The following is a 26,336-nucleotide window of genomic DNA, read 5'->3' on the forward strand; positions in this document are numbered from 1 at the left end:
AGTTATGTAAAGTTCCTCATATTGACAAATTCATTAGTAGAAATTATGCCAACCCTTGAATCTTCTGAGGTTGCAGTAATTAGTGATTTAGAGGGTAGAGACGGCTCCCTTCCTGATTTCACTACAGAGCAATATAAAGATGCCTATAGCAGGATCAATGCAATTGTTATTGAAGGGGAGAAGGAAGCCCACGATAACTATGTTGCTATAGGGACCGTTATTCCTGAGAAGGCAGATGAATTAAAGAAACTCGCAATTATGGAATTGCGCCATATGAAAGGTTTTACTGCATGTGGCAAAAATCTTGGGGTGGTAGCTGATATGGAATTCGCCCAGAGGTTTTTTGCACCTTTGCATGGAAACTTCCAGAAGGCTTTAGAAAATGGGAAGATTACAACTTGCTTCCTTATCCAGGCGATCCTAATAGAGGCTTTCGCTATATCTGCTTACCACGTTTATATTCGTGTGGCAGATCCATTCGCTAAGAAAATTACTGAAGGTGTCGTAAAAGATGAATACTTGCATTTGAATTATGGACAAGAATGGCTTAAGGCCAATCTTGCTACATGCAAGGACGAATTGATTGCCGCAAATAAGGAAAATCTGCCTCTCATCAATTCCATGCTTGATCAGGTTGCCAATGATGCTCAGGTTCTTTATATGGAGAAAGAAGAGTTGATGGAGGAATTCATGATTGCTTATCAGGATTCTCTTATGGAAATTGGTTTAGATGCTAGAGAAATAGCAAGAATGGCACTAGCGGCTATTGCTTGAAATTTTCTTTCATCTCTTAGGAGATGTTCCTTTTAGCATTTATATAAGCTTTAATTAATTAATTAATTTCTAAAGGCTACTTTAATTTGGTCAACGATGGGTTAATGTCCCTACCTTTACTAGTGGATTAATTCCCAGTCGATTTTTGTTAGGCAATGTTTGGACTGATCGGACACTCTACAAGTTTTGATGATGCCAAAAAGAAGGCAATGGACTTGGGATATGACCATATTGCACAAGGGGACTTGGACGTATGGTGTAGTGCCCCTCCTCAACTCGTTGAGCATGTAAATATTGTTAGTGCCATTGGTAAAAATATTGAAGGTGCATATATAGATTCTTGCTTTGTTCCAGAAATGCTTGGTCGCTTTAAGACTGCCAGGAGAAAAGTTCTAAATGCAATGGAACTTGCTCAGAAAAAAGGAATAAATATCACTGCTTTAGGAGGCTTTACGTCCATAATTTTTGAAAACTTCAATCTTCTGCAAAACAAGCAAGTAAGGAATACAACCCTTGAGTGGGAACGCTTTACAACTGGGAATACACATACTGCATGGGTTATCTGTAGACAATTAGAACTTAATGCTCCTCTTTTAGGAATAGATCTTAAGAAAGCTCGTGTAGCAGTTGTTGGGGCAACAGGAGATATTGGAAGTGCTGTTTGTCGCTGGCTTAGTGAGCGAACTGGTGTTCAAGAACTTTTACTAGTTGCAAGGCAACAACAGCCCTTAATAGAACTTCAGAAAAGTTTGGGAGGAGGGAAAATACTTGGCTTAGAAGACGCTCTGCCTGAAGCTGATGTAGTAATTTGGGTTGCAAGTTTACCTAAAACTTTAGAGATTGATAAAGCAAAACTTCGTAAGCCTTGCTTGATGATTGACGGTGGCTATCCAAAGAATCTTGATGAGAAGTTCAATGGATCAGGTGTTCATGTTTTAAAGGGTGGAATAGTTGAGTTTTTTACAGATATCGGATGGTCAATGATGGAACTTGCTGCAATGGAAAAACCTAGAAGAGAAATGTTCGCATGCTTTGCTGAGGCAATGCTTTTGGAGTTTGAAGGATGTCATACCAATTTCAGTTGGGGAAGGAATAACATTACTCTCGAGAAGATGGATTTCATTGGACAGGCATCAGAGAAACATGGTTTTTCTGTGATCGGTCTAAACCCTAAACTCCAGGCAGCTATTGCCTGATTTCTTTATTTGTATTTTCTCTTATGGCACGTCGCTATTTGCTGGAATTTGAGAAGCCATTAGTTGAACTTGAAAAGCAGATAGAGCAAATAAGGGAGCTTGCTCGTGATTCTGAGGTGGATGTCAGTCAGCAATTACTTCAGCTTGAAACTCTTGCTGCGCGAAGAAGAGAGGAGATTTTCAATGCTCTAACACCTGCCCAAAAAATACAGGTTGCTCGGCATCCCCAGAGGCCAAGCACATTAGACTTTATTCAGATGTTTTGTGATGATTGGGTTGAATTACATGGAGATAGAAACTGTAGTGATGACAAGGCTTTAATAGGAGGTATAGCTCGGATAGAAGAGAAATCTGTTCTTGTAATAGGTCAGCAAAAAGGACGTGATACTAAGGAAAATGTTGCAAGGAATTTTGGAATGGCTAAGCCCGGAGGATATCGAAAAGCCCTTCGATTAATGAATCACGCTGATCGATTTAAGCTTCCAATTATTTCGTTTATAGATACACCGGGTGCTTATGCAGGACTTCTTGCTGAAGAACAGGGCCAAGGAGAAGCTATAGCAGTTAATCTTCGTGAAATGTTTCGATTAAGAGTGCCGATAATATCAACTGTTATAGGAGAAGGGGGCTCTGGTGGGGCGTTGGGTATTGGTGTAGCAGATCGATTGCTTATGTTTGAACATAGTGTTTATACAGTGGCGAGTCCTGAGGCTTGTGCGTCGATTCTTTGGCGTGATGCAGGGAAGGCTCCAGATGCCGCTGCAGCTCTAAAGATTACCGGTTCAGACTTAATGGCACTTGGTATAGTGGATGAAGTGCTAAGCGAGCCTTCTGGGGGCAATAACTGGGCTCCTCTTAAGGCAGGCGAGGTGCTGAAAGAATCATTGATTAGAAATCTTCGTGAACTTGATTCATTGTCAATCAGGCAATTAAGAGATAAGAGATATGAGAAATTTAGGCAAATGGGTCGTTTCTTAGAGCCAAGTTCTTTAGATGAAGAGTTGATTACGTAGAGTCTTTGATATTTATCGAAAAATTAATTGCCAACAGTTCTTATTACAGGGGCTTCCAAAGGAATTGGTGAGTCAACCGCAAGGTTGTTTGCAAAAGCAGGCTGGGACCTCCTTTTGGTTGCTCGAAGTGAAAGCACTCTTCAGTCTTTGTCTGAGGAATTGTCTTTAGGAGGCTCAAAAACATTTTTCGAAGCCTTGGACTTATCTAATCCTGCTGATGTAGTTCCTGGTATTTCTAAATTGCTAGAGAATGGTCTTGTTCCATCTGTATTAATTAATAATGCTGGGGCAGCATGGACGGGGGAATTGATCACTATGCCCCTACAAGAATGGGATTGGTTGTTGCAAGTAAACCTTACAAGTGTTTTTCAGGTCTGTTCAGCAATAGTGCCTTCAATGAGGGCAAAAGGTGGCTTAATTATTAATGTCAGTAGCCATGCTTCAAGAAATGCTTTCCCTCAATGGGGCGCTTATTGCGTAAGTAAGGCTGCATTAGCTAGTTTCACAAAATGTCTTGCAGAGGAAGAGAGAATACATGGGATACGAGCATGTACTCTTACTCTTGGAGCGGTTAATACAACTCTTTGGGATTCCGAGACTGTTCAAAGTGATTTTGACAGGGAGTCCATGCTTAAGGTTGATCAAGTAGCTGCTGAACTTTTACATCTATCTGAGCAACCTTCTACTCAGATAATTGAAGACATAACATTAATGCCATCAGCTGGGGTTCTTTGAAATTTAAAGTCAAAATAGATTGCAATTTATAGATATCTAATTCATTGTTTGTCCTTTTATAGCTTGTAAAAGAGATTTCACTTTTTTAATATCTTTTATTCCTGGTGAATCTTCCAACTTGCTAGACGCATCCAATCCAAAAGGTTGAACTTTTGAAAGAAGTTCTGGTATCCATTCAGCGGAAACTCCTCCAGCGATCCAGCATGGTTTCTGGTAATTGATTTTTGTTAGCCATTCAAGTGGCAATCTATCCCCTGTGCCTCCAAGAACCTTGCTGCTCCATGTATCAAGAAGTATTGAATCAGCGTGATCTTGATATTTCTGGGCAATAAGAAGATCTTCTTGTTGGCGAATTCTTAAAGCCTTCCACCACTGAAAAAAAGGATATTTATTCTTTAGCTGTCTACAGACTTCCATGGATTCTTTGCCGTGAAGCTGAATAATTGATGGACGACCATCTCCACTTAAAACTTCTGAAATCTCTTTTTCGCTTGGATCTGCGACAACCCAAACTCTTTCTGTCTTCGGATAATTCTCTTCTAGAGCCCTAAACAATTCTCGCCTTTGTTTGTTTGGGATATAACGTTGAGAAGCTTTAACTCCTACGATGCCAATAGCATTTACTCCTAAAGAAGCTATCTCTAAAGCTTGATTGATTTTTGTGATGCCACAGATTTTTACAGCTACAGTTGGTTGATGCCTCATTGTTATGGAAGATAGAAGATGATCTTTATAAGTTTGAGAAAGCTTTAGACCATTTTTAGGTTATATGGAGGAGACAATTGGAGTATTTAGAGTTCATGAGGATACGTGGAATACCTATTAGGGTCCATCCCAGTTGGTTTCTAATCCTTTTTGTTTTTACATGTGCCTCTCAAGGTCAGATATCGAACCTGTTTGATTCTGAATTGCCTGTCCTATTGAGTTGGGGGATCGGTTTTCTAACTTCTTTGCTTGTTTTTGCATCAGTTGTTTTGCATGAACTTGGTCACTCTTTTATGGCAATGCACGAGGGCATAAAAGTGAGAAGCATTACTTTGTTTTTGTTGGGTGGGGTGGCGCGAATTGATAAAGAATGTGTGACAGCAATGTCTTGTTTAAGAGTTGCTATAGCGGGCCCTTTAGTAAGTCTTTCTTTAGCAGGTTTGCTTTTGGCCTTTGTTCAAGTTGCATCTAACACAAGTTTAATTGCCTCGAATTTATTCTCTCAGCTTGGAACTATTAATTTGTTATTGGCTTTCTTTAACTTATTACCAGGTTTACCTTTAGATGGAGGTGTAATACTAAAGTCAATTGTTTGGCACTTTTCTGGGAGTCAGCGTAAAGGATTAAAGGTTGCAAACTATTCAGGACGACTATTATCGGTTTTTGCGGTTTTTCTTGGGACTTTCATTTGGTTAAGAGGTGGAGGTTTCGGAGGTATATGGTTGATAATTCTTGGCTGGTTTGGCCTTGCTTCTTCGCGATCTCAGAATCAGATTTTCTCATTACAAGAAATTTTATGCACATTGAATGTTAGCCAAGCCTCGAGAAGAAATTTTAGAGTCCTTGAAGTGGATCAGTCTCTAAAAAGTATTAGTGAGTTGAACTTGGGCTCGGCTGAAAATCAACGGATATCTGAATGGGTGCTTTTGTGCAATGCAGGAAGATGGGTTGGCTATTTAACAGATAAAGTTTTGAAGGATGTTCCAGTTCAGGATTGGGATAAATATTTGGTATCGGAATATAGTCAACCACTAAGTGAGTTGCCTTCGATAAGCGACAAAGAACCTCTTTGGCACGCGGTACTAACCTTAGAAAAGCTTAAGGCATCAAGACTGTTGGTCTTTAATTCGGCAGGCTTGCCTTCTGGAACTTTAGATAAAGTAGATATTGGGAATGCAGTCCTAAGTAGACTTGGACTTAAACTACCAAAGTCATTTCTCGAAACGGCAAGGCAGAATAACATTTATCCATTGGGCATCTCATTGGTTCAAGTAGTCGAAGAAATGATTATCACTGGATTAGTTCAAGAACCTAATAGCAATGAGTCGATGAAGTAATTTTTTGAAGCTTTTTCTATATATCTAAATTCAGCATTCCTTAGGTCTCTTGCTTCCCAATCCAAGTTTGACCAATATGAAATCAATGATTTTGTTAGTAAACTTTCTAAATCATTTTTGCTTATTGAAGGGAGACTAGTTTTTGGAGGAGGTGTTTCAAAAACATCTTCCCAAAGTCTTTCGCAAGGGTTTAGGAGTACTTCGCCATGTTGAAGTAAATTTCCTTGGCGCCATAATTGTGCACTACCTATACGCTTGAAGCCATTTGCATCAAGTAGGTCTGCATTGGTTGAAGTTGCAAAACAATTTTGTGAAAGGTTTTTAGGAGTTTGAAGACCAAATTTTAATTGCATGCCAAATTGACAAAAGCAATTAATTATCCATTGACTTGCCTCTATATAAGCTTGGTGCTTCTTTTTTGGGGGTGATTTCCACGCAAGTGCATAAGTAATTCCGCTGGAATGTAATACAGCTTTTCCTCCGCTAGGTCTTCGCACAATATTTAGCCTTTTTTGTTTGGCTAGCTCTATCCATCTTTGAGGAATCTTTTTTTGATTATGACCAAGAGATAGCCAGGGCCCATCCCATGAATAAAAACGGCTTATTAGACATAATTCCGGGTCTGATGTTAACTTTTCAAGCATCATTACATCTGCGGCCATTTGAGCAGGCCCGCTTAACGAAACTGGGTTAAGAACAAGTCCTTTTAGCATTAGTGATAAGTAAATACTTTTTTCATGAGGTATAACTCAAAATGTATTTCAATGATCGAGCTGGCATAGAAGTGCATTAATGCATGACAGCTTTTTTAAATTTGCACATTTATCACGATTTACGATGAGAATATAGGAAAGTTAAAAGGTTTTTTCGATGGCTCCCTCATCAACTATTGATCTAGCAGGCCTCTGTTTAGTGGTTGTGATGCATGCTGGAATATTGGCTTTGAGGTTAGGGATAAGTCTTTCTAAAGCTTGATTGACCTTAAAAAATTGGCATTGTTGAGCTATTTGCGATAGAAGCAGATAGATGAGTTTAATTTTTGGCTCAACCTCTTCCTAACCAAAACCCAACACCTTCAAGAAGAAATAAATCCTCTTCAAGGAGAACTGGGAGAGTGTCTAAAAAACTGAAGACTCAAAGGGTAGATTATGCAACTTTGGCTTCTTCACTTCAGCTTGAAGAAGAAAGTAGAGAGTTCATTTATAGCCTGATAGCAGCTTTAATGAAACTTGGACTATTGTCTATAGGAATAGCAAGTTTATTGAACTTGGGATTCGCATCACATCAAAGGATCAGGCGCAATATGGAGCTTACTAGCCTTGTTAGATCAGAAACCCTTAAATATAAGAAATTGCACTTAAGATTTGATAGCTTATTCACAATTGGTGGAAGAAATCGTTTTATAGAGGAGCAAGGTCAGTGGATTATGCCTAATAGCATCAGAGTAATTTGGCGTTGAAAAGTATTCCTAACATTTCTTGGGTTTTAGCTGATCTTCATATTGACTATATAAATAAGGAATTTTTGAGATATGGCTTCATCTCAAGCTGCTCCAGGGACTGTTTTGATTACAGGTACTACTTCTGGCGTTGGTCTATATGCAACCAAGGCCTTGTTGGAACTTGGTTGGCGAGTTGTTACCGCTAATAGATCCCCTTTGAGATCTGAAGCGGCAGCTGTCAAGCTAGGTTTGCCATTTGGGAGCCCCCGCCAGCTTCAGCATATTTATATGGATCTTGGTGACTTAGATAGTGTTCGAAATGGTGTCGAAAACCTTTTGAACACGCTTGAAAAACCTTTAGATGCTTTGGTTTGTAATGCAGCTGTTTATATGCCCCGACTTGCTAAACCCAAAAGATCTGCTCAAGGATATGAACTTTCTATGGCAACTAATCATTTCGGACATTTTTTGCTCATACAACTTTTATTGGAACATTTAAGTGGATCCAAAAGACCTGTTTGGCAAGGTAGATCTTGGGGGTTTGAAGCCCCAAGATTGGTAATGTTGGGCACGGTTACGGCAAATTATAAAGAATTAGGCGGTAAAATTCCTATACCCGCTCCAGCAGATTTAGGAGATTTATCTGGATTTGAGCAAGGATTTAGAGATCCTATAAGCATGGCAAGTGGAAAACGTTTTAAGCCTGGCAAAGCATATAAAGACAGCAAGCTTTGCAATATGGTTACTATTCAAGAATTACATAGACGCTATAAAGACTCTCCTATCCTTTTTAGTTCGCTCTATCCAGGCTGCGTTGCTAATACAAAGCTTTTTAGAAGCACACCCAAGATATTCCAATGGCTTTTCCCCTGGTTCCAGAAGTTGATTACAGGGGGGTTTGTTAGTGAGGATTTAGCTGGAAAAAGAGTCGCTCAAGTAGTTTCTGACCCTGAATTTGGCGTTTCAGGTGTTCATTGGAGTTGGGGAAATAGGCAACGGAAAAATCGGCAACAATTCTCCCAGCAATTATCTGATCGAATTACTGACCCCAAAACATCTCAGAATGTTTGGGATTTATCCATGAGACTTGTTGGATTAAGTTCCTAAATCTTTTAATCAAAGCCTAGTAAGTCAAATATTTCGCGATCCTTTAAGGGTTCTACTTCTAATGGTTCGACATTATCGATCATTTTTTTCGCAAGAGAAAGATATTCGTTTTGGACTTCTTTTACACCTTCTTCTTCTGGATCCATCTCGAAAATTGTGCATTTTTTAAGTCTTGAACGGCGTATTGCGTCTACATTTCTAAAATGAGCCATAGTTTTGAGACCTGTTCTTTCATTGAACTTTTCTATCTGATCTAAATCTGCAGAACGATTTGCGATCACTCCACCAAGGCGAACTTTATAATTTTTAGCTTTGGCATTTATTGCTGCAACTATGCGATTCATTGCGAAGATTGAGTCAAAATCATTTGCAGTAACTATCAAGCAATAGTTCGCATGTTGTAAAGGAGCGGCAAAACCTCCGCAAACCACATCTCCAAGTACATCAAAAATAACAACATCAGTGTCTTCAAGTAGATGGTGTTCCTTTAGTAGTTTTACTGTTTGTCCAGTTACATAGCCTCCGCAACCAGTGCCTGCTGGAGGCCCCCCACTTTCTACACACTGCACTCCATTAAATCCTTTGAACATAAAGTCTTCTGGGCGGAGCTCTTCGCTGTGGAAATCGACTTCTTCAAGAATGTCAATTACCGTGGGGACCATTTTATGAGTAAGAGTAAAAGTACTGTCATGTTTTGGATCGCAACCAATTTGAAGGACTTTCTTCCCTAGTTTTGAGAATGCGGCAGAGAGATTGGATGATGTGGTTGATTTACCAATTCCACCTTTGCCATAAACAGCAATTACTAGTGCCCCCTCTTCTATATTGACTTTAGGGTCTAGCTTTACTTGTACGCTTCCTTCGCCATCTGGACGGCTGGCTAGAGTTGTAGTCATTAATTTTCTCTTCCGAAAAGAGTTATATATCTATATTCAAGCAGGAAGATGAGCCGTTGGTAAATGTTTGAGTAATTCGATACATGTCTCTGAATCTTTAAAGTTTAAGAAGCCTAATACTTTAAAGAGAATAATAAAGATAAGTCTAAATACTCAGCCATTGCATTCCATATCTAGCGATAATTTACGCATTAAAATGAGCCTTGGCATCTAATAAGGTTTCTCCATCAATTTCTTTGCAGCCTATTTGATTGGCGTATTTCTCTGTATTCTTCCTAACTTTCCCTCTCACAAAGAAGGGAATCTTTGCAAGTTCTGATTCGCCTTCAGGGGTCCAGTGGGGAAAATGTTCTGGTCGAGAGGATTGAACTTTTTCTTGATAAAAGGAAGGTGCTTTTGTTTCTTTTTCTGTTGAGTGGCCTCCAAGATGTCCTAGATGACTTTGGTGTCCATCAGTAAATTCAAAATCATGCCTAAACATTCCAATCAGATGTTCCTCCAGACCCATCATTAGAGGGTGAACCCAGTCGTCAAAAATTACATTTGCCCCTTCCCAGCCCATTTGAGGGCTATATCGTGCAGGCACATCTTGAACATGCATAGGTGTACTTATGACAGCGCAAGGGATTCCTAGACGTTTTGCGCTATGCCTTTCCATTTGTGTGCCAAGCACTAGTTCTGGTGCAGATTCTTTAATTGCCTCTTCTACGGCTAAATAATCATTTGTTATTAGTGCCTCTAGGCCAAGCTCTTTCGCAGCATCTCGAACTTTCCTAGCCATTTCACGACTATATGTTCCAAGGCCAACCACTTCGAATCCAAGCTCTTTGTGAGCAATCCTTGAAGCGGCAAGAACATGAGTGCCATCACCAAAAATAAAAACTCTTTTTCCTGTTAGGTAATTAGAATCAACAGACTTTGAGTACCATGTAAGTCTTGATTGACTTCCATCTTCTTCTTCTTGTTTGGGAAGCTCCATCCCCAAGAGTTGATGAATTTCGTTTAGAAAATCATTTGTTGCACCAACCCCAATAGGTATTGTTTTTGTGTATGGATGACCAAAATTTCTTTCCAGCCAAATGCATGTAGATTCAGCTATCTCAGGATATAAGCAGATGTTAGCGTCTGCTTCATTGATTCTAATTATATCAGCAGGAGCAGCACCAAGCGGTGCAACCACATTGATATCAATTCCATGATGGGCAAGTATTTTTTGGACTTCTAAAACGTCATCACGACATCTAAAGCCTAGTAAAGAAGGACCTAATAAATTAACTCTTGGTCTTCTTCCTTCGGTTTTCCATTTACTTGGATTATGTTCTGATTCACTCTTAGGAGAATCCTTGAGTAAACCACGAACTAATTGGTAGAAAGTTTCAGCTGCTCCCCAATTTTCCTTTTTGCTATAAGCAGGTAGCTCAAGGCTAATTATAGGTATTTCATATCCCATCCCTTTGGCAAGAGACCCTGGTTGGTCTTGAATTAATTCTGCAGTACAACTTTCACCTACTAGAAGGGCCTCTGGCTTGAATCTATCAACAGCTTCTCTAATATGACCTTTTACTAATTCGGCAGTATCGCCACCAAGATCTCTTGCTTGAAAAGTTGTGTAAGTCACCGGCGGCCTTTGGCCACGCCTTTCAATCATTGTGAAAAGAAGGTCTGCGTATGTGTCCCCTTGAGGTGCATGCAAAACATAATGAACTCCTTTCATTGAAGAGGCAATTCTCATTGCACCTATATGAGGTGGGCCTTCATATGTCCAAAGTGTTAGTTCCATAAGAATGATTAAGTGCTTGTGAGTTGTTTGGTATTTAAAAGATCGTGGCGGTGAAGGGGCCTTGAAAAAAGTTCTGCAAGGTCTGATGCTTGATCTATTCCATGGATTGGGCTGAATACCATTTCAATTGACCATTTAGTGGAAAAGCCTTCTGCTTCGAGTGGATTAGCAAGCCCCATCCCACATACAACAAGGTCTGGTTGGTTTTTACGAACACGATCAAGCTGCTTTTCTACGTGTTGTCCTTCAACAATTCGAGTTTTATCAGGGAGAAGATCTAGCTCAGGTTTCATCATGTCCCTATTTAAATAAGGGGTCCCAATCTCTAGAAGTTCCATTCCACATTCCATATGTAGAAAACGTGCAAGTGGTATCTCTAATTGTGATTCAGGTAAAAGAAAGAGTTTTTTTCCAGTCAGTTTTTCTATATAGGGCTTAAGGGCTTTTCGAGCACGTAAAATTAAAGGTTCTAATGTTGAAGTAACTAATGATTGGTCAACATTAAAAGATTTAGCGGCTGCTTCTATCCAAAGTCTGCTGCCTTCAACTCCTAGTGGGAAAGGTGCTGGAAGTATTTCAGCACCTCTGTCTTTCAGGACCCTTGCAGTATCTGTTAAATATGGCTGAGTTAGTAGAACTTTCGTTTCTGGCCCAATCGAAGGTAACTCCGTGGATTGTCTAGGCGGGAAACTATCAACGTTCTCTATGCCTAGTCTTTTGAATATTGTGATTAAACGATCTTCAACTGCATTTGCCAATGTGCCAACTAATAGCAATTGTTTTTTATCGCTAGATGGCATTAATGGGACAAAAGCTTTAAGAGCACCATCTTCTCCTTGAGTGAAAGTTGTCTCAATTCCACTTCCTGAATAATTGAGGATGGTTACTTTTCCATTGAATTGAGAATTAAGTCTTTCAGCAGCCCTTGCTAGATCAATTTTGATCACTTCACTAGGGCACGAGCCAACAAGAAATAAAGTTCGAATTTCTGGACGCCTTGTTAGAAGATTTTTTACTACTCGGTCAAGTTCCTCATGAGCATCTGCTAATCCAGCCAGATCTCTCTCTTCGAGGATGGCAGTTCCAAAACGTGGCTCTGCAAAGATCATGACGCCAGCAGCACTTTGAATTAAGTGCGCACATGTTCTTGATCCAACAACAAGAAAAAAGGCATCGGGCATTCTTCGATGAAGCCAAACAATGGATGTAAGTCCACAGAAGACTTCTCTAGGCCCTGTTTCCTTTAGCAGCGATGCGCCGCTCATAAGTAAATATCAGCTCTATATTCAGATTGGGCCTATTAATAGAAAGATGCAATTAGAAAAGCAAAAAATTCGGGATTGAATATATGTTTTGTTGCATTTTCTTAGCATTCTTTGGTTCTATTTTTTCTTTAACTCTGAATTAATTTCATACCGTATTTCGATTATTAGAACTTTCTTTAATTCCTCCAGTAAGAAGATTCTTTGTCCACTTGAGAAAGTTTCCAAACATTCCTACTGATTTTCTTGGCGACTAATCCTCCTCGCTCTGTTTTGGCTGAGCCAGGTTTTGCACCAAGGAGATGGCTTACTTCGCTAGTGCTTAACGGCGCCCCAGTTTGTATTGCTAAGGCAATCAACTCAAGACGTTGCCTTAATGCATGGACATCAAATCTTTCTTCATTATCTTCTACTAATCTTAATTTTGAAGTTCCTCCATGAGACATTTTCTGCATTAGTCCTAATCCCACTAACCCAAGAGCCTGTTCAGGCTTTAGATCGCTTGGTATGGCTTGTGACGCAGAAGTGCTTTTCTGGGAAGAAGTCATCCTTGTACCTAGGTTTCTCACCTGAACTTATCGGCTCATTTTCAGTGCGCAAGATTTTTTTAATTAGTTAAAAAGACCAACTTTCCGGTATTATCTGCGCCATGAACGGACTCACTAGTTTTGAGAAACGTGACCGACGACTCTCAGGGGGGGCTTTGGTCACTGGATCTGAGGTTGAATCTCAGTCATCAGGAGCTAGTTGTGTAATTACTACTGATTCAGAGAAGTCACTAGTTTCTAGGCAGGCAAGTCATGTCCAGCAAATCGAATTGAGGACATATGTTTTTTTAGATTCTTTACAACCTCAATTGGCGGCTTATATGGGTACTGTCAGCCAAGGTTTCCTTCCGATTCCAGGAGATGCTTGTCTCTGGATGGAGGTTTCTCCTGGAATGGCAGTGCATAGAGTTACTGATATCGCACTTAAAGCTAGTAATGTCAGGCTTGGTCAGATGGTGGTTGAGAGAGCGTTTGGATCACTAGCTCTTTATCACCGTGATCAAAGTACAGTCTTGCATTCTGGCGATGTTGTATTAGATGCTATTGGTAGCAGTGTTGGTAGACGTACTAAGCCCCAAGTAAGTTGGACTGAGGTAATTAGGGCAATAACACCTGATCATGCAGTTTTAATTAATCGACAAAACCGGCGTGGATCAATGATTCAGTCGGGAATGAGTATGTTTATTCTTGAAACTGAACCTGCGGGATATGTATTAATGGCAGCAAATGAGGCTGAGAAGGCATCAAATATAACTGTTGTTGATGTAAAGGGCGTAGGAGCTTTTGGTCGGTTAACTCTTGCTGGTAGAGAAGGTGATGTTGAAGAAGCGGCTGCTGCTGCTATGAGGTCAATTGACCAGATAAATAAGGACTTTTAAGAGGTAAGATTGAACTCTTGCAAAAGATGAGGTGCTAAAGCTCTTGCAGCTTTCCCTCTGCTACCAAGTTTCGTTAATTGCTCTTTACTTAATTCTCCATAAGTACATTTCGCTTCTCTTACCCAAAAGATTGATTCAAACTCACCATTAGGGTAGGCGGGGTGTTTAAGTAGTTCTCCCCAGCATATCCCCTCTGAATTACTAATAAGGTTGCCTTCTGGGTTGCATAGAACCATTGCGCTGCAGAACCTAGCGCTTCGATAAGGGGTGTCCCCTAATTGATTGAGGATTTTCTTAAGCTTCTCTTCATTGGATTGAGCGAATCGAGCAGAGTAAATACCTGGTGCGCCATTAAGTGCATCAACTTCCAATCCAGAGTCATCTGCAATTGTCCAGCTATTGGTTTCTCTTGCAGTTGCAGTCCCTTTTAGTAGGGCATTCTCGAAATAAGTTTCTCCTGTTTCCTCTACATTCATATCTTGAGGTTGTTTATGTACTTCTATAGGAAGAGGACCTAGCATTGCTTCTATCTCTGCAACCTTCTTGGGGTTGCTGCTTGCAATAGTTAAAATTGGTCTAGTCAAAATTAAAATAAGATTTCAATTTGGAAGGTCTTTTGAGATTAGGTTTTTAAGAAGTTATCGGAGGCAGGTTGGGCTGAACATTCCATCCCTTGGCAATACCTAGGGACCTGCCTCGGATTGAGAAAATAAACACTATGAGCGAATAAAACAATTAAATGTTTTGGGGTGCTAACTGAAAAACCTATAGCCCTTTAAATCAGTCATGCCAGGGGTCATAAGCTGAGCTTATCAGTGCAAGCAAATAAGGTAATCATGTTTTCGATGAAATGCTCTTGACTTTAGCGGGTCCCTGCAGTCATTGTCTCTGTTGAACATTCCATCCCTTTATCTCAGTTTAGGCAATGGCTAACGAAACCATGGGCATCGCACTCGGCATGATCGAGACCCGCGGCCTTGTACCAGCTATCGAAGCTGCTGACGCAATGACTAAGGCTGCTGAAGTGCGCCTTATTGGTCGTGAATTTGTGGGCGGCGGTTATGTAACAGTTTTAGTTCGTGGAGAAACTGGTGCAGTTAATGCTGCTGTTCGTGCAGGAGCTGATGCATGTGAACGCGTAGGAGACGGACTTGTTGCTGCGCACATTATTGCTCGCCCTCATAGAGAAGTTGAGCCTGCATTAGGCAATGGCAACTTCCTTGGTCAAAAAGACTGAAGTTAATTGCGCTTTCTTTTACTAAAAGTGCAACTTCAAACCTTTTATATCGACCTAACGGAGTTTTCTCATGAGTAAGAAGTATGACGCTGGGGTTAAGGAGTACAGAGACACCTACTGGACTCCGGAATACGTACCCCTAGACACAGACCTTTTGGCTTGCTTTAAATGCACTGGCCAAGAAGGAGTCCCTAGAGAGGAAGTAGCAGCTGCTGTTGCTGCCGAATCATCAACAGGTACTTGGTCCACTGTGTGGTCTGAGTTGTTGACCGACCTCGAATTTTACAAGGGTCGTTGTTATCGCATTGAAGATGTACCTGGAGACAAGGAGTCTTTTTATGCGTTTATAGCTTATCCTCTCGATCTTTTTGAAGAAGGATCCATTACAAACGTTCTAACCTCTTTGGTTGGAAACGTATTTGGTTTTAAAGCTTTACGCCATCTTCGTTTAGAAGATATTCGTTTCCCAATGGCTTTCATTAAGACCTGTGGTGGTCCTCCTAATGGAATCGTTGTTGAAAGAGACCGTTTAAATAAGTATGGTCGTCCCTTACTTGGTTGCACAATTAAGCCAAAACTTGGTCTTTCTGGAAAGAATTATGGCCGAGTAGTTTATGAGTGTCTTCGTGGTGGCTTGGACCTTACTAAAGATGATGAGAACATAAACTCACAACCTTTCCAGAGATGGAGAGAGCGTTTCGAATTTGTAGCTGAAGCTGTCAAGCTGGCTCAACAAGAAACTGGTGAAGTTAAAGGTCATTATCTTAACTGCACAGCGACTACTCCTGAGGAGATGTATGAGCGTGCTGAGTTTGCAAAAGAACTCGACATGCCCATAATCATGCATGACTACATAACAGGTGGCTTTACTGCTAATACAGGACTAGCCAACTGGTGTAGAAAGAATGGCATGCTTCTCCATATCCACAGGGCAATGCATGCGGTGATTGACCGTCATCCAAAGCATGGTATTCACTTCCGTGTATTGGCTAAGTGCTTGCGACTATCTGGTGGAGATCAGCTTCATACAGGAACTGTTGTTGGAAAACTAGAAGGTGATCGCCAGACCACTCTTGGCTATATAGATAACCTACGTGAATCCTTTGTCCCTGAAGATAGGACTCGAGGCAACTTCTTCGATCAGGATTGGGGCTCTATGCCAGGTGTATTTGCCGTTGCTTCAGGCGGTATACACGTTTGGCATATGCCAGCGCTGTTAGCTATTTTTGGCGACGACTCTTGTCTCCAGTTTGGTGGTGGTACTCATGGACATCCATGGGGATCTGCTGCTGGCGCGGCTGCTAACCGAGTTGCTCTTGAGGCTTGTGTTAAAGCACGTAATGCCGGTAGAGAGATTGAGAAAGAAAGCCGTGACATCTTGATGGAAGCAGCGAAGCATAGCCCTGAGTTGGCTATAGCCCTTGAGACCTGGAAAGAGATCAAGTTTGAGTTCGATACGGTTGACAAGTTAGACGTTCAATAGAAAAGAAGAGGAGAAGGCTTCTTGGCCTTCTCCAATCCTCAAACAGATAAGCAGCCGATGAATTTTCGGCCCCAAAACATTCCCTAATCAACGTTCATCATGCCTTTCCAGAGCACAGTTGGTGACTATCAGACAGTTGCCACCCTGGAAACATTCGGCTTCTTACCGCCGATGACCCAGGACGAAATTTACGACCAAATTGCTTACATCATTGCTCAGGGCTGGAGCCCTGTCATTGAACACGTTCATCCAAGTGGCTCTATGCAGACCTACTGGTCTTATTGGAAGTTACCTTTCTTTGGAGAGAAGGATTTGAATGTTGTAGTTAGTGAGCTAGAAGCTTGTCATCGCGCATACCCTGACCACCATGTTCGAATGGTTGGTTACGACGCTTATACCCAAAGTCAGGGCACTTGCTTCGTGGTTTTCGAAGGTCGCTGATTCTCAGTTACCTATTTTCTTTTAGCCTCGATTCTTTCGAGGCTATCTAGTTTCCTTAGTGGAGATTCCATTCTTCATTCCTTACGATTTTTCTAAAGGGCGGACATGGCAAAACAATCAAGTCGAGAATTAGCACTTGAGCGCCGTAAGGCTCTCAGTACAGGAGGTAAAAAGGCCTCTTCATTAAGTGCATCTAGTCCTAATCGCGTTAGGACAGCTGATGATGTTGGTTCTACAAGGACCGATACATCGGTAAAGAACTCTAATGCTGTCATTAACAAGGTTCATTCGACTTCCTCTTTCTCTACAGCTCAGTCTGGTAGCCATTCGACAAATCGTAACCTTAAACGTATTGCCAATCCTAGCCGAGAACTTGTACTCGCTCGTAGAGAAGCGCTTTCTCTTCGAGGTAAGTCTGCAGATAAGAGCAAAGATCGAACAAGAATTGATGTTGAAAAAAACGCCACTACACGTTCTCCTGAAGGTGCATCCAATCAGGAAGTAAATGCTTGTTGTGAACCTTGTGCAGCAGAGAAAGCTTTAAGTTCTTCTGCTGAAAGACCCAGAAATATAACCATTAGCTCTAAGGCTTCCAGTCGTAAACTATTAACCAAGCGAAAAGCTATTCAAAACTCAAGCAGAGCACTTGTCTTAGCAAGACGTGAAGCGTTATCTAAACATGGTAAATCTGCTTCCAAACAGCCTACGACTGCGGCTGCTGTTGCTCGCCAAGGGAATCCGGACTTAAGTAGTCGTGATATATCTCAGCGTGTAAGAGAGTTACGTAGTAAGAGTGGTGCTACTGGTAAGCAGCGATCAAGTGCTACAAGACCATGTGGCCCTAATAAAAATGGTTCCAAGCAAGCTGCCGCTGCAGATGCTCATTGGAAGGTTGGTTCTAGTCAGACAGTATCTGGACAGGTTGTTACTGGTACGCAAGCCAATAGATCAATAAAGACTACTGGTAATGAGGCAAGCACCTGTCGTTCTATAACAGGAACCCAATACCTTGGTGCAGATACAATAAATACCTTTTGTGAGGCTCCACCTTCTTATAATCAGCCTTCTAAGGTTGCTGTAACTAATACATCTCATGGTAATAGAGTTACTGGTAACGAAGTTGGCAGATCAGAAAAAGTAACAGGTGATGAGCCAGGAACTTGTAAGGCTTTGACAGGTACTGAATATATTTCTGCTAATCAATCCACTGCTTATTGCGGTGGTGTTGAAGCTTCACCTCGTAAGGTTGGTCAAAGTATTACTCAGGATGGTCGAAAAGTTAGCGGTGTAATGGTTGGTCGTTCAGAAAAAGTTACAGGTAATGAGGCTGGTACAGACAAAAACCTAACTGGAGATCAGTACCTTGGAGCCGATCCTTTGCCTGATGGTAGATCAGCTACAAAAGTAAGCTCTTTAAATACACTTAGCGGCTCTAGTGTTACTGGTACAGCTGTTGGTAGGGCATCATCTGTTACTGGGGATGAGCCAGGCAGTTGCAGGCATGTCACTGGAGATGAGTATGTAGGTTCACAGCAGTTTGACTCTTTCTGTAGTTCAAGGCCCCAGCCAGAAGCAGGGAAAGTTGGTTTAAGTGTTACTAATAAATCTCAGTCTGTTAGTGGAACCATGACAGGACGTTCAGCTCTTGTCACTGGAGATGAGCCTGGAACTTGTAAGTCAGTCACAGGTACTCCTTATGCAGGGGTAGAAGATGCAGGACAATTGTGCAGTGCAAGTTCGATAGATGAGATCAAACAGAGAACCCCAAGGAGATTAGGTACCCCTGGAGCTCCTATGACTGGGATACAACCTGGAGTGGGTGGAGTAATGACTGGAGCGGACAAAGGAGCTTGTGAAGCTTTGACTGGTACTCCTTATGTTGGTGCTGATCAGCTTGTAGAAGCTTGTGGCCAAAACATCCCTTCAGGTAGCCATGAGTATCACGAAAATTCTGAATCCTCTATAGGTACAAAATTTAGTGTTAAGTCACCAGCAAGAGCAGCCCAATTAGCCCGTGAAGATATTTCTGGTGTAACTGGGACTAGTTATGAGAAAGGTGCAAATATTACAGGCCCTTTTGATATGGCCTTTAATAAAGTGACTGGCACAGAGCAATTTAGATTTGATAGAAATGAGCGTCAAAAACAATCGATACCTTCAGCAGACACTCAAAGTGGTGAAGAAAATGGATCACGTCCTACATCTAGGATTACAGGTGAAGGACAATCTGCCGGTTTGAATATTACTGGAGATGATTGGGCCAGAGGTGACAGAGTTACAGGGACTGAGGGTGCTTCTGCTAGGCGAAGAAATCCATCTCGACCCGGAGCAATGAATGCCATGCCTGCTTCAGATTTAAAAAGAAATGAGGAAATATCAAAACCAGACTTTTTAATTACAGGTTCTAGTGGAAACACAAGAGAAGGACAACTTGTTACTTTTTCAGGTGGAGCAAGGGGGTAGGTAGTTTATGGCCTATCGAAATTCGGCCAAAAATAAAACACGCTTACTAAGCCCTACGGCTCCTAGTAAGCGTTATATGACTATTGATCAGTCACCATCAGAATCAAAAACTTTTCAAATAAATAATTCTGAGGTTCATCCGCTTACTAACCTTTCTGCTAACAAAAAACTTCAAGATTATGAAATCCAAGTCAAAGGAAGATTTGACAAGATTGTTCCATTTCTTCAGAAGGTTTCAGCTCTTCAGCATGAACAAGATTTTGTTGACTGTGCACAACAACTCGCAAGCCAAGAATTAGGCTTTCAACTTCCAAAGCATATTTTGGACAAGGCTTGGGTTCGCCCTCTCGATATGAGGGCTTTGTTCGCTTGGTGTGTATTTCAATCTCATCAACATCTAAGTAATCAGTTTTTTAATTCTGACCCTTTAAATGGCTCAGAAGATAGTAATGAGGCAAAAGCATTTCAAGACTTTCTTTTAGAATGTGGCTTCCATTTATTAGATGTCACTCCATGCGCTGATGGCAGACTGGCTCATTCAATTGCTTATGCCTTACGCATTCCTTTTAGTTCAGTTAGGAGAAGGTCCCATGCAGGTGCTTTATTTGATATAGAAAACACTGTGAATCGTTGGGTTAAAACAGAACACAAACGTTATAGAGAAGGGGTACCAAATTTTACGAATGAATCCACATGTTACTTAAAAGTAGTTATTTACCACTTTAGTTCACTTGATCCTTCCCATCAAGGTTGTGCGGCCCATGGTAGTAATGATGAAGAAGCAGCAAAAGCAGGCCTTCAACGTTTGCTTGACTTTCAAGAGTCAGTTGAAAATAGTTTCTGCTGTGGGGCTTCAGTTGAAATATTGTTGATAGGGCTTGATACAGATACAGATTCAATACGTATTCATGTTCCAGATACAACTAAAAAGATTGTTCTTGACCAATGGGTTTCTGTTGCCAATATTTATGAGGAGACAAAGCACCTTTCAATTGATCAAGCTCGACTAAAGATTATCGATACAGTTAAGAGAAGTGCTCCTGGAGATATAGCACCTGGCATGGTTAGTTTCATCTCTAGATTAATAGAGAACAATATCTCTCAACTTGATTACGTATCTCACCTTCATAACGGACCCTATCCAGATTCAGGTCATGCAGAACGTTTTATTGGTGTAGGTATTGGTTTTAAAGAAGTACATCTTCGTAACCTTACCTACTTTTCACATCTTGATACTGTTGAAGAGGGGGCACCGGATTTGGATGTAGGCATCAAGATTTTTAAGGGATTAAATGTCTCTAGAGATCTTCCTATCCCAGTAGTTATTAGATTTGATTATTCGGGGAAAGTACCTGGAGCCCGAGACAGGGCATTGCAAGATTGTAAAAGGGTAGACAATGCTATAACTTTCCGCTATCGAGCTCTAGTAGATGATGGCCTTTTGCATACTTGCCTTACTATTCGTGACCGAGATAAAAAAGGGCCTGCAGAGGTTGTAGGGTCTTCTCTTAAACCTACACTTCAGGAGGCACATTGACATGTTGATTTGTAAGGTTTTAAAACCACTTGTTTCAACCAATCGCATACCTGGTTTTGAGCATAAGCATTTACAGGTTGTTTTAGATGGCACTTCTAGGAAAGTAGCTGTAGATGCTGTTGGGTGTAAGCCAGATGACTGGGTTATTTGCGTCGGGAGTTCTGCAGCAAGAGAGGCTGCTGGAAGTAAGTCCTATCCAAGTGATTTGACAATTGTCGGGATTATTGATCACTGGGAACCTACCGCTGGGTCTACAAGTTAATGGAAATCATGCAAGTTATGGGGCGTTTGGTTTGTACTCAACGAGTTGAGGGATTGGGTCATATGAATTTACGAATTCTTCGGAATAATAAAGGCAAGCAGTTTGTTGCGGTTGATCCGGTTGGTGCTCGTGAAGGTAATTGGGTGTTCACTGCAAGTGGTTCAGCAGCGAGATTTGCTTGCCCAAACCCTGCAACCCAAACAGATCTTACGATAGGAGGCATTATTGATTTTTGGAGTCCTGACGGTTAGTCCAAGGGCTATGGAAATTCCTTTTCAAATCACACTTTCTCTTAATTAAATGGCTAACACTTCTCCACGTCGTAATCCTAGGACAGCAAAAACACAAAGCTCTTTAGATCCAGCGAATCAAATAGTTGACGTTGTACCAGAACCGGCTACTACTAAGAGTAATTCTTCGAAAAGTGCAGGGTCTAATCCTGGTACACGGCAAGTAACTTCAGCAAGTAGTACAAGTAACAAAACAGCATCGAAGTCTAAGCCTTCAAAATCTTCAGGAGGACTAAGTGGATCTTCCAAAGATTCTCTAAAATCCTTTCCAGGAAGCTCCTCTTCTATTCAAGGAATTGCTTTGGGAATGATAGAAACACGTGGAATGGTCCCTGCTATTGAGGCGGCAGATGCAATGACCAAAGCAGCTGAGGTAAGTTTGGTGGCCAGAGAATATGTGGGAGGAGGTTATGTGACAGTGATGGTTCGAGGTGAAACAGGAGCTGTAAATGCTTCAGTACGTGCAGGTGCTGACGCTTGTGAAAGAGTAGGTGATGGACTTGTTGCTGCTCACATTATTGCTAGGCCTCACATAGAAGTTGAGCCGGCACTTAAATCAAGCGGAGCTTCTCGTCGCTCATAACAAAAGCTTGCTATAGCTTTTTCGATAAAACGACTTTTTTGTTCAATATAGGCAGATTGTTATAGCTTCATATAAGTAAATGCTTGGTCCACTTATGCATCAATGGAAAGAAAGGACTCGCCCTGTTCGATTAGAAAGGCGATTTGAGTTTGAAAGTTATGAGGCAACTAGGAATTTCTTAGATGAGTTAGGTAAGCTTTGCGAATCTCTAAAACGTTATCCTGACATTAGTTTTGGAAAAACCTATGTAAATTTGACTTTGGCTTCTGGTAATGAAGGTGAAACAGATGAAATTAGTAATGATGACAAGAAACTTGCCTCAAAAATAGATCAAATCTGCCAATAAAATAGTTGATTCTAAAGACTTTAATTTTTTGGTTCCTCAATATCCCTTTTGATCAAGGCCATTAAATAAGCAGGAGCTTTGTAGCGTCCTGGTAGGCACCGGTTGAGTGTTTCAAGGTGCCCCCAACAGACAGTCCTTTGAATCTCTTGGTCAGTTCTTCCTTGAATTAGAAGGCGCCTTAAGGCCTTGCAGTAGAGGGGGTACCCTGCTTCAAGTTCACCAATTGTCAGCTTTGCTGCGGACATAACTTGTCGCAGTTCAAGATTTAATTTAGACAATCGAGTGGCCGACTTGCAAACTTAACCTCTCATAATTATTGGTTTTTCATTGGATTTCAACCTAACCACGCAACGCAATCGATTTCCACTAATGCCCCTTTCGGGAGTCCTGATACCTCAACACAAGCCCTTGCAGGGCTAATTTCTTGACTAAATACCTCTGCGTAAATTTTGTTTACTAACTCAAAGTCTTTTAAGTTAATTAGATAAATATTGGTCTTTATTACTTGGGATGCCTTGGCATTTGATGCGTGAAGAACAGCCAATAGATTTTTTATAACCTGGCGGGTTTCTGCTTCGATATCCCCTTCTCCAACTATTAACCCAGTAGAAGCGTCTAATCCAATTTGTCCAGAGCAAAAAAGCCATCCTCCCGCAATGACTGCTTGGCTATAGGGACCTACAGGAGAAGGGGCAAATTTTGTCTCGACTGCTCTTTTTGAAGGAAGTGTCATAGGAAATTACTGATTTAAATCATTAAAGCTATCTTTCAACTCATCCAATTATCTTTATGCTTTCGAAATTGAGAGAACTGCTCAAGAGTCCTTGCGCGAAAAAATAAGTTTGTTTTTCTTTCTTCAGCAATGGTGCTAGGGAGGCTTAAGAGTCCATTGGCTCTTTGGGATGAAACGTATTCCAGGCGTTTTTTTATTAACAAATCTTCAGGGTATAGATGATTCGCCCAGTGAAGATTTGATTCTGTATATTCGTGAGCACAATAAATCTTTGTATTTGATGGCAATGAATTCAGCAGCTTGAGTGACTTAAACATTTCATGGGGAGTGCCTTCAAATAATCTCCCGCAACCCCCAGCAAATAATGTATCGCCACAGAAGAGAGCTGGGTTTCTGTTGTCTGCGTTGGTATCAGATAGATAATAAGCAACATGTCCTCTTGTATGTCCAGGCACTTCCAATACTTTGACTGAATACCCAAATAGAGTAAAAACTTCTTGATCAGTTACTGAATGAGTTTGAAAAGGTATTCGTTCTAAATCAGTTTTGCAGGCAATGATTGAGGCTGATGGCCAATTACTTATAAGATCTCTTGTTCCACCAATGTGATCATCATGATGATGGGTTTGTAATACTGAATTGAGGGCTAGATTATTTTGGCTAAGGAATTCTTTTACTGGTTCCGACACTGCTGGATCAACTACGACAGCTTGACCGCTTGCTTCCCAAATCCAGATAATGTTGTCCTTCAGCACAGGAAGAGCATGGATTGTGAAATCTTTTTTTTCTTGTGTCATATCTTCCAAAGGACATTTAAGTTCGACTTGAGTTCATGATTACTGTTGCTTTGGCCAAAGGAGCATTGCTCAAAGATTCTGTGACAAGATTCGCTAAGGCGGGTTTAGATTTTTCTGCTGTATTAGATCCAAGTAACCGTCAATTGATGGTGCCATCAGAATGTGGCCGTGCGAAAGCATTGTTGGTTCGAAATGGGGATGTTCCTGTTTATGTTGCTTACGGTCAAGCACAATTAGGTGTTGTTGGATTTGATGTGTTGAGTGAGCATCAGATGCCAGTCGCTAATTTAGTTGACCTTAGCTTTGGGGAGTGTCATATGGCTGTAGCAGTCAAGGAAACCAGTCATTACAGATCAGCCGCTGATTTGCCTGCCCATTGCCGAGTTGCTAGTAAATTTACAAATTGTGCTAGACGCTTCTTTGAAGATATTGATTTACCAGTCGAGTTGGTCCATTTGACTGGGTCAGTGGAACTAGGGCCATTAACTGGAATGGCAGAGGCGATTGTTGATTTGGTCGCTACTGGAAGGACATTGCGTGAAAATGGCTTAATTGAAATTGATCATCTTTTTGACTCAACTGCTCGGTTAATTGGGCATCCACTCTCGCTACGTTTAGATTCTGGTGACCTTCGTTCTGTTGTCGAGGCGATGAACACTAATGACAAATCAATTCCCTTTAAATAATGTTTTTTAAGGATTTCCAGAGACTTAAGCGACTTGGTACATATCTTCGGAAGGACAGAAGAAGTCTTTCAATAATCCTTCTGATCATGATCCCTGTGGCACTTGCAGGAGCGATTCAGCCTCTTTTGGTTGGTCAAGCAATAAGTGTCTTGAAAGGTGAGCCCACTCTCTCATTGCTCAATGGTTTATCAATCAAAGCTTCTATAAGGTTTTTAGTTGGTTCTCTATTGATATCTGTTCTTTTGCGCTTAGCTCTTCAGGGCTATCAGTCATACAACATTCAGAGGGTTGGTCAAAGATTAACTGCCCGTATCAGAGCTGACTTGTTTTCTCATGCGATGGCCTTGTCGTTGAGATATCACGATTCAATGCCTGTGGGTAAATTACTAACACGACTTACAAGCGATGTTGATGCTTTATCAGAGGTCTTTGGAAGTGGCGCTGTAGGTGTAATTGCTGACGTTGTCAGTCTTTTGGTTATTGCAATAACGATGCTTTTAATTGATTTAAAGCTTGGGCTTTTGTTATTACTTACTCAAGTACCAGTGATCTGGCTGATTCTATGGCTCCAAAAAAGATACAGAAGGGCAAACTATCAAGTTCGTGAAGAGCTCTCACAATTAAATGCAGATTTTCAAGAAAATTTGCAAGGTATTGAAGTTGTGCAGATGTTTCGACGGGAATTGTTGAATGGGAAATCATTCAACAAAACTGGAATGGCTTATAGAAAAGCGGTGAATGGCACTATTTTTTATGACAGCAGTATTTCTGCATTCGTTGAATGGGTTTCTTTAGTTGTAGTGGCACTTGTTATTGTTCTAGGAGGCTGGTTGGTCACACTTGGATCAATGGGCTTAGGTACACTTACAACCTTTATTCTTTATTCTCAACGACTTTTTGAACCTTTACGTCAATTAGCCGAAAGGTTTACTCAGATTCAGGGAGGTTTAACAGCTGTAGAAAGGATTGGGGAGTTATTAGAAGAACAGGTAGAGATTGTCGACTATGGAGCCAGAAATGTCTCTCCCTTGGTAGACGATAACTCTTTAGAACCTCTAGCAAAGGGGGAAGTTGTTTTTGATAACGTAAGCTTTGCATATAGGTCAGATGAGCAAATCATTAGTGACCTGAGCTTTACAATTGCTCAAGGAGAGCACGTTGCTTTGGTTGGTCCAACTGGATCAGGTAAAACAACAGTAATTAGATTGCTTTGTCGTTTATATGAGCCACAGAAAGGACGAATACTTATAGACGGTATTGATATCAGAGAAATTCCTTTGCAAACACTTCGTAGAAAGCTTGGAGTGGTTCTTCAAGATACTTTTTTATTTAGTGGGAATGTTTCGGATAATCTTCGCTTAGACTCTTCTATAGATGATGAAAGACTAAAGGCAATATGTGGTGAGCTCGGTCTGAACTCTTTGTTAAAGCGATTGCCTAATGGATTAAATACCTTGTTAAGAGAACGAGGTGGGAATCTCTCTTCTGGGGAAAGGCAACTATTGTCTGTTGCTAGGGTCGCTATTCGCAATCCAGATGTCTTGATTATGGATGAAGCCACTGCATTTATGGACCCTTCTACCGAAGCAACTTTGCAAACGGATTTAGAACGGTTACTTGATAGAAGAACAGCATTGGTAATTGCTCATCGCCTTGCGACTGTGGAATCAGCTGACCGTATTCTTGTGATGCGAAAAGGGAAATTGATAGAAGAAGGCACTCATGTCCAATTGCGCTCTCAAGGAGGTCTTTATGCACAGTTGGCCGAATTACAGGAAAGGGGCCTCGCGAGACTTTGAACCAGTC

At 41.1% G+C, this 26,336-nt stretch carries 30 protein-coding genes; 20 read left to right on the forward strand and 10 right to left on the reverse strand.

The window, feature by feature from the left end; genetic code table 11:
* The first annotated feature begins 45 nt into the window (after positions 1-45).
* The 4 genes from P9211_RS02685 (at position 46) to P9211_RS02700 (ending at position 3,718) form a co-directional block, all read left to right on the forward strand.
* A complete protein-coding gene (locus P9211_RS02685; RefSeq protein ID WP_012195089.1) occupies positions 46-774 on the forward strand; it encodes an aldehyde oxygenase (deformylating) in 729 nt (242 codons plus the stop codon).
* 155 nt (positions 775-929) lie between these two features.
* The gene (locus P9211_RS02690; protein ID WP_012195090.1) at positions 930-1,970 is read left to right on the forward strand and encodes a long-chain acyl-[acyl-carrier-protein] reductase; all 1,041 of its coding nucleotides are present in this window, start codon (positions 930-932) and stop codon (positions 1,968-1,970) included.
* Between the two features lie 23 nt (positions 1,971-1,993).
* The gene (locus P9211_RS02695; protein ID WP_012195091.1) at positions 1,994-2,983 is read left to right on the forward strand and encodes an acetyl-CoA carboxylase carboxyltransferase subunit alpha; all 990 of its coding nucleotides are present in this window, start codon (positions 1,994-1,996) and stop codon (positions 2,981-2,983) included.
* Between the two features lie 27 nt (positions 2,984-3,010).
* On the forward strand, positions 3,011-3,718 hold the full coding sequence (locus tag P9211_RS02700; RefSeq protein WP_012195092.1) for an SDR family oxidoreductase: 708 nt from the start codon (positions 3,011-3,013) through the stop codon (positions 3,716-3,718).
* Between the two features lie 36 nt (positions 3,719-3,754).
* Here P9211_RS02700 and P9211_RS02705 read toward each other — a convergent pair whose 3' ends face one another.
* Complete coding sequence (locus P9211_RS02705) at positions 3,755-4,423, reverse strand: phosphoribosylanthranilate isomerase (protein WP_012195093.1); 669 nt, start codon at positions 4,421-4,423, stop codon at positions 3,755-3,757.
* Between the two features lie 95 nt (positions 4,424-4,518).
* On the opposite strand from P9211_RS02705, the gene P9211_RS02710 reads away from it, so the two are divergent.
* Positions 4,519-5,760, forward strand: a complete 1,242-nt coding sequence (locus P9211_RS02710; protein ID WP_012195094.1) for a site-2 protease family protein — start codon at positions 4,519-4,521, stop codon at positions 5,758-5,760.
* On the opposite strand, the gene P9211_RS02715 is transcribed toward P9211_RS02710, so the two are convergent.
* Entirely contained in the window at positions 5,727-6,473 is a 747-nt protein-coding gene (locus tag P9211_RS02715) for a lipoyl protein ligase domain-containing protein (RefSeq protein ID WP_012195095.1), read from the reverse strand. The genes P9211_RS02710 and P9211_RS02715 overlap by 34 nt on opposite strands.
* Before the next feature lie 157 nt (positions 6,474-6,630).
* On the opposite strand from P9211_RS02715, the gene psaM reads away from it, so the two are divergent.
* The 3 genes from psaM (at position 6,631) to P9211_RS02730 (ending at position 8,308) form a co-directional block, all read left to right on the forward strand.
* Positions 6,631-6,735: a photosystem I reaction center subunit XII gene (psaM, locus tag P9211_RS02720; protein WP_012195096.1), complete on the forward strand. Its 105-nt coding sequence runs from the start codon at positions 6,631-6,633 to the stop codon at positions 6,733-6,735.
* Between the two features lie 64 nt (positions 6,736-6,799).
* On the forward strand, positions 6,800-7,219 hold the full coding sequence (locus P9211_RS02725) for a hypothetical protein (RefSeq protein ID WP_159088366.1): 420 nt from the start codon (positions 6,800-6,802) through the stop codon (positions 7,217-7,219).
* A 72-nt stretch (positions 7,220-7,291) separates the two neighbouring features.
* Positions 7,292-8,308: a protochlorophyllide reductase gene (locus tag P9211_RS02730; RefSeq protein ID WP_012195098.1), complete on the forward strand. Its 1,017-nt coding sequence runs from the start codon at positions 7,292-7,294 to the stop codon at positions 8,306-8,308.
* Between the two features lie 5 nt (positions 8,309-8,313).
* On the opposite strand, the gene bchL is transcribed toward P9211_RS02730, so the two are convergent.
* The 4 genes from bchL to P9211_RS02750 form a co-directional block, all read right to left on the reverse strand.
* A complete protein-coding gene (gene bchL, locus P9211_RS02735) occupies positions 8,314-9,204 on the reverse strand; it encodes a ferredoxin:protochlorophyllide reductase (ATP-dependent) iron-sulfur ATP-binding protein (protein ID WP_012195099.1) in 891 nt (296 codons plus the stop codon).
* Positions 9,205-9,388: 184 nt separating this feature from the next.
* Complete coding sequence (locus tag P9211_RS02740) at positions 9,389-10,984, reverse strand: ferredoxin:protochlorophyllide reductase (ATP-dependent) subunit B (RefSeq protein ID WP_012195100.1); 1,596 nt, start codon at positions 10,982-10,984, stop codon at positions 9,389-9,391.
* 8 nt (positions 10,985-10,992) lie between these two features.
* The gene (locus tag P9211_RS02745; RefSeq protein ID WP_012195101.1) at positions 10,993-12,249 is read right to left on the reverse strand and encodes a ferredoxin:protochlorophyllide reductase (ATP-dependent) subunit N; all 1,257 of its coding nucleotides are present in this window, start codon (positions 12,247-12,249) and stop codon (positions 10,993-10,995) included.
* A 176-nt stretch (positions 12,250-12,425) separates the two neighbouring features.
* Positions 12,426-12,794, reverse strand: coding sequence for a hypothetical protein (locus tag P9211_RS02750; protein WP_012195102.1), 369 nt, complete (start codon positions 12,792-12,794; stop codon positions 12,426-12,428).
* A 101-nt stretch (positions 12,795-12,895) separates the two neighbouring features.
* On the opposite strand from P9211_RS02750, the gene P9211_RS02755 reads away from it, so the two are divergent.
* Complete coding sequence (locus P9211_RS02755; RefSeq protein WP_012195103.1) at positions 12,896-13,672, forward strand: hypothetical protein; 777 nt, start codon at positions 12,896-12,898, stop codon at positions 13,670-13,672.
* Here the strand turns inward: P9211_RS02755 and P9211_RS02760 are convergent.
* A complete protein-coding gene (locus P9211_RS02760) occupies positions 13,669-14,256 on the reverse strand; it encodes a non-canonical purine NTP pyrophosphatase (RefSeq protein WP_012195104.1) in 588 nt (195 codons plus the stop codon). The genes P9211_RS02755 and P9211_RS02760 overlap by 4 nt on opposite strands.
* A 341-nt stretch (positions 14,257-14,597) precedes the next feature.
* Between P9211_RS02760 and P9211_RS02765 the strand changes: the two genes are divergently transcribed.
* The 9 genes from P9211_RS02765 to P9211_RS02805 all read left to right on the forward strand — a co-directional run bounded on the left by P9211_RS02765 (position 14,598) and on the right by P9211_RS02805 (position 22,314).
* Complete coding sequence (locus P9211_RS02765) at positions 14,598-14,909, forward strand: BMC domain-containing protein (RefSeq protein ID WP_006169870.1); 312 nt, start codon at positions 14,598-14,600, stop codon at positions 14,907-14,909.
* Between the two features lie 70 nt (positions 14,910-14,979).
* Positions 14,980-16,392 carry a form I ribulose bisphosphate carboxylase large subunit gene (locus P9211_RS02770; RefSeq protein ID WP_012195105.1) on the forward strand — a complete coding sequence of 471 codons (1,413 nt, stop codon included), beginning with the start codon at positions 14,980-14,982 and terminating at the stop codon, positions 16,390-16,392.
* 99 nt (positions 16,393-16,491) lie between these two features.
* A complete protein-coding gene (locus P9211_RS02775; protein ID WP_012195106.1) occupies positions 16,492-16,833 on the forward strand; it encodes a ribulose bisphosphate carboxylase small subunit in 342 nt (113 codons plus the stop codon).
* Positions 16,834-16,938: 105 nt separating this feature from the next.
* Complete coding sequence (gene csoS2 / locus P9211_RS02780) at positions 16,939-19,296, forward strand: carboxysome assembly protein CsoS2 (protein ID WP_012195107.1); 2,358 nt, start codon at positions 16,939-16,941, stop codon at positions 19,294-19,296.
* Positions 19,297-19,303: 7 nt separating this feature from the next.
* Positions 19,304-20,833, forward strand: a complete 1,530-nt coding sequence (locus tag P9211_RS02785) for a carboxysome shell carbonic anhydrase (protein ID WP_012195108.1) — start codon at positions 19,304-19,306, stop codon at positions 20,831-20,833.
* 1 nt (position 20,834) lies between these two features.
* Entirely contained in the window at positions 20,835-21,095 is a 261-nt protein-coding gene (locus P9211_RS02790; protein ID WP_012195109.1) for a carboxysome peptide A, read from the forward strand.
* Positions 21,095-21,346 (forward strand): carboxysome peptide B, encoded by a 252-nt coding sequence (locus P9211_RS02795; protein WP_012195110.1) that lies wholly within the window; start codon positions 21,095-21,097, stop codon positions 21,344-21,346. Before P9211_RS02790 ends, P9211_RS02795 begins: the two co-directional genes overlap by 1 nt.
* A 49-nt stretch (positions 21,347-21,395) precedes the next feature.
* Positions 21,396-21,968, forward strand: a complete 573-nt coding sequence (locus tag P9211_RS09995) for a BMC domain-containing protein (protein WP_012195111.1) — start codon at positions 21,396-21,398, stop codon at positions 21,966-21,968.
* 79 nt (positions 21,969-22,047) lie between these two features.
* Entirely contained in the window at positions 22,048-22,314 is a 267-nt protein-coding gene (locus tag P9211_RS02805; RefSeq protein ID WP_012195112.1) for a 4a-hydroxytetrahydrobiopterin dehydratase, read from the forward strand.
* 20 nt (positions 22,315-22,334) lie between these two features.
* Here the strand turns inward: P9211_RS02805 and P9211_RS02810 are convergent, their stop codons facing one another.
* The 3 genes from P9211_RS02810 to gloB all read right to left on the reverse strand — a co-directional run bounded on the left by P9211_RS02810 (position 22,335) and on the right by gloB (position 23,844).
* Entirely contained in the window at positions 22,335-22,559 is a 225-nt protein-coding gene (locus P9211_RS02810) for a DUF3136 domain-containing protein (protein WP_012195113.1), read from the reverse strand.
* Positions 22,560-22,648: 89 nt separating this feature from the next.
* A complete protein-coding gene (locus P9211_RS02815) occupies positions 22,649-23,047 on the reverse strand; it encodes a Rid family detoxifying hydrolase (protein WP_012195114.1) in 399 nt (132 codons plus the stop codon).
* A gap of 35 nt (positions 23,048-23,082) precedes the next feature.
* A complete protein-coding gene (gene gloB, locus P9211_RS02820) occupies positions 23,083-23,844 on the reverse strand; it encodes a hydroxyacylglutathione hydrolase (RefSeq protein ID WP_012195115.1) in 762 nt (253 codons plus the stop codon).
* A 35-nt stretch (positions 23,845-23,879) separates the two neighbouring features.
* On the opposite strand from gloB, the gene hisG reads away from it, so the two are divergent.
* Both hisG and P9211_RS02830 read left to right on the forward strand, forming a co-directional pair.
* On the forward strand, positions 23,880-24,530 hold the full coding sequence (gene hisG, locus P9211_RS02825; protein ID WP_012195116.1) for an ATP phosphoribosyltransferase: 651 nt from the start codon (positions 23,880-23,882) through the stop codon (positions 24,528-24,530).
* Entirely contained in the window at positions 24,530-26,329 is a 1,800-nt protein-coding gene (locus P9211_RS02830; RefSeq protein ID WP_012195117.1) for an ABC transporter ATP-binding protein, read from the forward strand. The genes hisG and P9211_RS02830 overlap by 1 nt, the downstream gene beginning before the upstream one ends.
* The last annotated feature ends 7 nt before the right edge of the window (positions 26,330-26,336 follow it).

This window comes from Prochlorococcus marinus str. MIT 9211, from assembly GCF_000018585.1.
In the GTDB taxonomy this organism is placed as follows: Bacteria; Cyanobacteriota; Cyanobacteriia; order PCC-6307; family Cyanobiaceae; genus Prochlorococcus_D; species Prochlorococcus_D marinus_B.

Bases quoted from the DNA above. Each gene is read 5' to 3' on its own strand.
- P9211_RS02685 (WP_012195089.1), top strand. From the start codon at position 46: ATGCCAACCCTTGAATCTTCTGAGGTTGCAGTAATTAGTGATTTAGAG.
- P9211_RS02690 (WP_012195090.1), top strand. From the start codon at position 930: ATGTTTGGACTGATCGGACACTCTACAAGTTTTGATGATGCCAAAAAG.
- P9211_RS02695 (WP_012195091.1), top strand. From the start codon at position 1,994: ATGGCACGTCGCTATTTGCTGGAATTTGAGAAGCCATTAGTTGAACTT.
- P9211_RS02705 (WP_012195093.1), bottom strand. From the start codon at position 4,423: ATGAGGCATCAACCAACTGTAGCTGTAAAAATCTGTGGCATCACAAAA.
- P9211_RS02710 (WP_012195094.1), top strand. From the start codon at position 4,519: ATGAGGATACGTGGAATACCTATTAGGGTCCATCCCAGTTGGTTTCTA.
- P9211_RS02715 (WP_012195095.1), bottom strand. From the start codon at position 6,473: ATGCTAAAAGGACTTGTTCTTAACCCAGTTTCGTTAAGCGGGCCTGCT.
- psaM (WP_012195096.1), top strand. From the start codon at position 6,631: ATGGCTCCCTCATCAACTATTGATCTAGCAGGCCTCTGTTTAGTGGTT.
- P9211_RS02730 (WP_012195098.1), top strand. From the start codon at position 7,292: ATGGCTTCATCTCAAGCTGCTCCAGGGACTGTTTTGATTACAGGTACT.
- bchL (WP_012195099.1), bottom strand. From the start codon at position 9,204: ATGACTACAACTCTAGCCAGCCGTCCAGATGGCGAAGGAAGCGTACAA.
- P9211_RS02740 (WP_012195100.1), bottom strand. From the start codon at position 10,984: ATGGAACTAACACTTTGGACATATGAAGGCCCACCTCATATAGGTGCA.
- P9211_RS02745 (WP_012195101.1), bottom strand. From the start codon at position 12,249: ATGAGCGGCGCATCGCTGCTAAAGGAAACAGGGCCTAGAGAAGTCTTC.
- P9211_RS02750 (WP_012195102.1), bottom strand. From the start codon at position 12,794: ATGACTTCTTCCCAGAAAAGCACTTCTGCGTCACAAGCCATACCAAGC.
- P9211_RS02755 (WP_012195103.1), top strand. From the start codon at position 12,896: ATGAACGGACTCACTAGTTTTGAGAAACGTGACCGACGACTCTCAGGG.
- P9211_RS02765 (WP_006169870.1), top strand. From the start codon at position 14,598: ATGGCTAACGAAACCATGGGCATCGCACTCGGCATGATCGAGACCCGC.
- P9211_RS02770 (WP_012195105.1), top strand. From the start codon at position 14,980: ATGAGTAAGAAGTATGACGCTGGGGTTAAGGAGTACAGAGACACCTAC.
- P9211_RS02775 (WP_012195106.1), top strand. From the start codon at position 16,492: ATGCCTTTCCAGAGCACAGTTGGTGACTATCAGACAGTTGCCACCCTG.
- csoS2 (WP_012195107.1), top strand. From the start codon at position 16,939: ATGGCAAAACAATCAAGTCGAGAATTAGCACTTGAGCGCCGTAAGGCT.
- P9211_RS02785 (WP_012195108.1), top strand. From the start codon at position 19,304: ATGGCCTATCGAAATTCGGCCAAAAATAAAACACGCTTACTAAGCCCT.
- P9211_RS02790 (WP_012195109.1), top strand. From the start codon at position 20,835: ATGTTGATTTGTAAGGTTTTAAAACCACTTGTTTCAACCAATCGCATA.
- P9211_RS02795 (WP_012195110.1), top strand. From the start codon at position 21,095: ATGGAAATCATGCAAGTTATGGGGCGTTTGGTTTGTACTCAACGAGTT.
- P9211_RS09995 (WP_012195111.1), top strand. From the start codon at position 21,396: ATGGCTAACACTTCTCCACGTCGTAATCCTAGGACAGCAAAAACACAA.
- P9211_RS02805 (WP_012195112.1), top strand. From the start codon at position 22,048: ATGCTTGGTCCACTTATGCATCAATGGAAAGAAAGGACTCGCCCTGTT.
- P9211_RS02810 (WP_012195113.1), bottom strand. From the start codon at position 22,559: ATGTCCGCAGCAAAGCTGACAATTGGTGAACTTGAAGCAGGGTACCCC.
- P9211_RS02815 (WP_012195114.1), bottom strand. From the start codon at position 23,047: ATGACACTTCCTTCAAAAAGAGCAGTCGAGACAAAATTTGCCCCTTCT.
- gloB (WP_012195115.1), bottom strand. From the start codon at position 23,844: ATGACACAAGAAAAAAAAGATTTCACAATCCATGCTCTTCCTGTGCTG.
- hisG (WP_012195116.1), top strand. From the start codon at position 23,880: ATGATTACTGTTGCTTTGGCCAAAGGAGCATTGCTCAAAGATTCTGTG.
- P9211_RS02830 (WP_012195117.1), top strand. From the start codon at position 24,530: ATGTTTTTTAAGGATTTCCAGAGACTTAAGCGACTTGGTACATATCTT.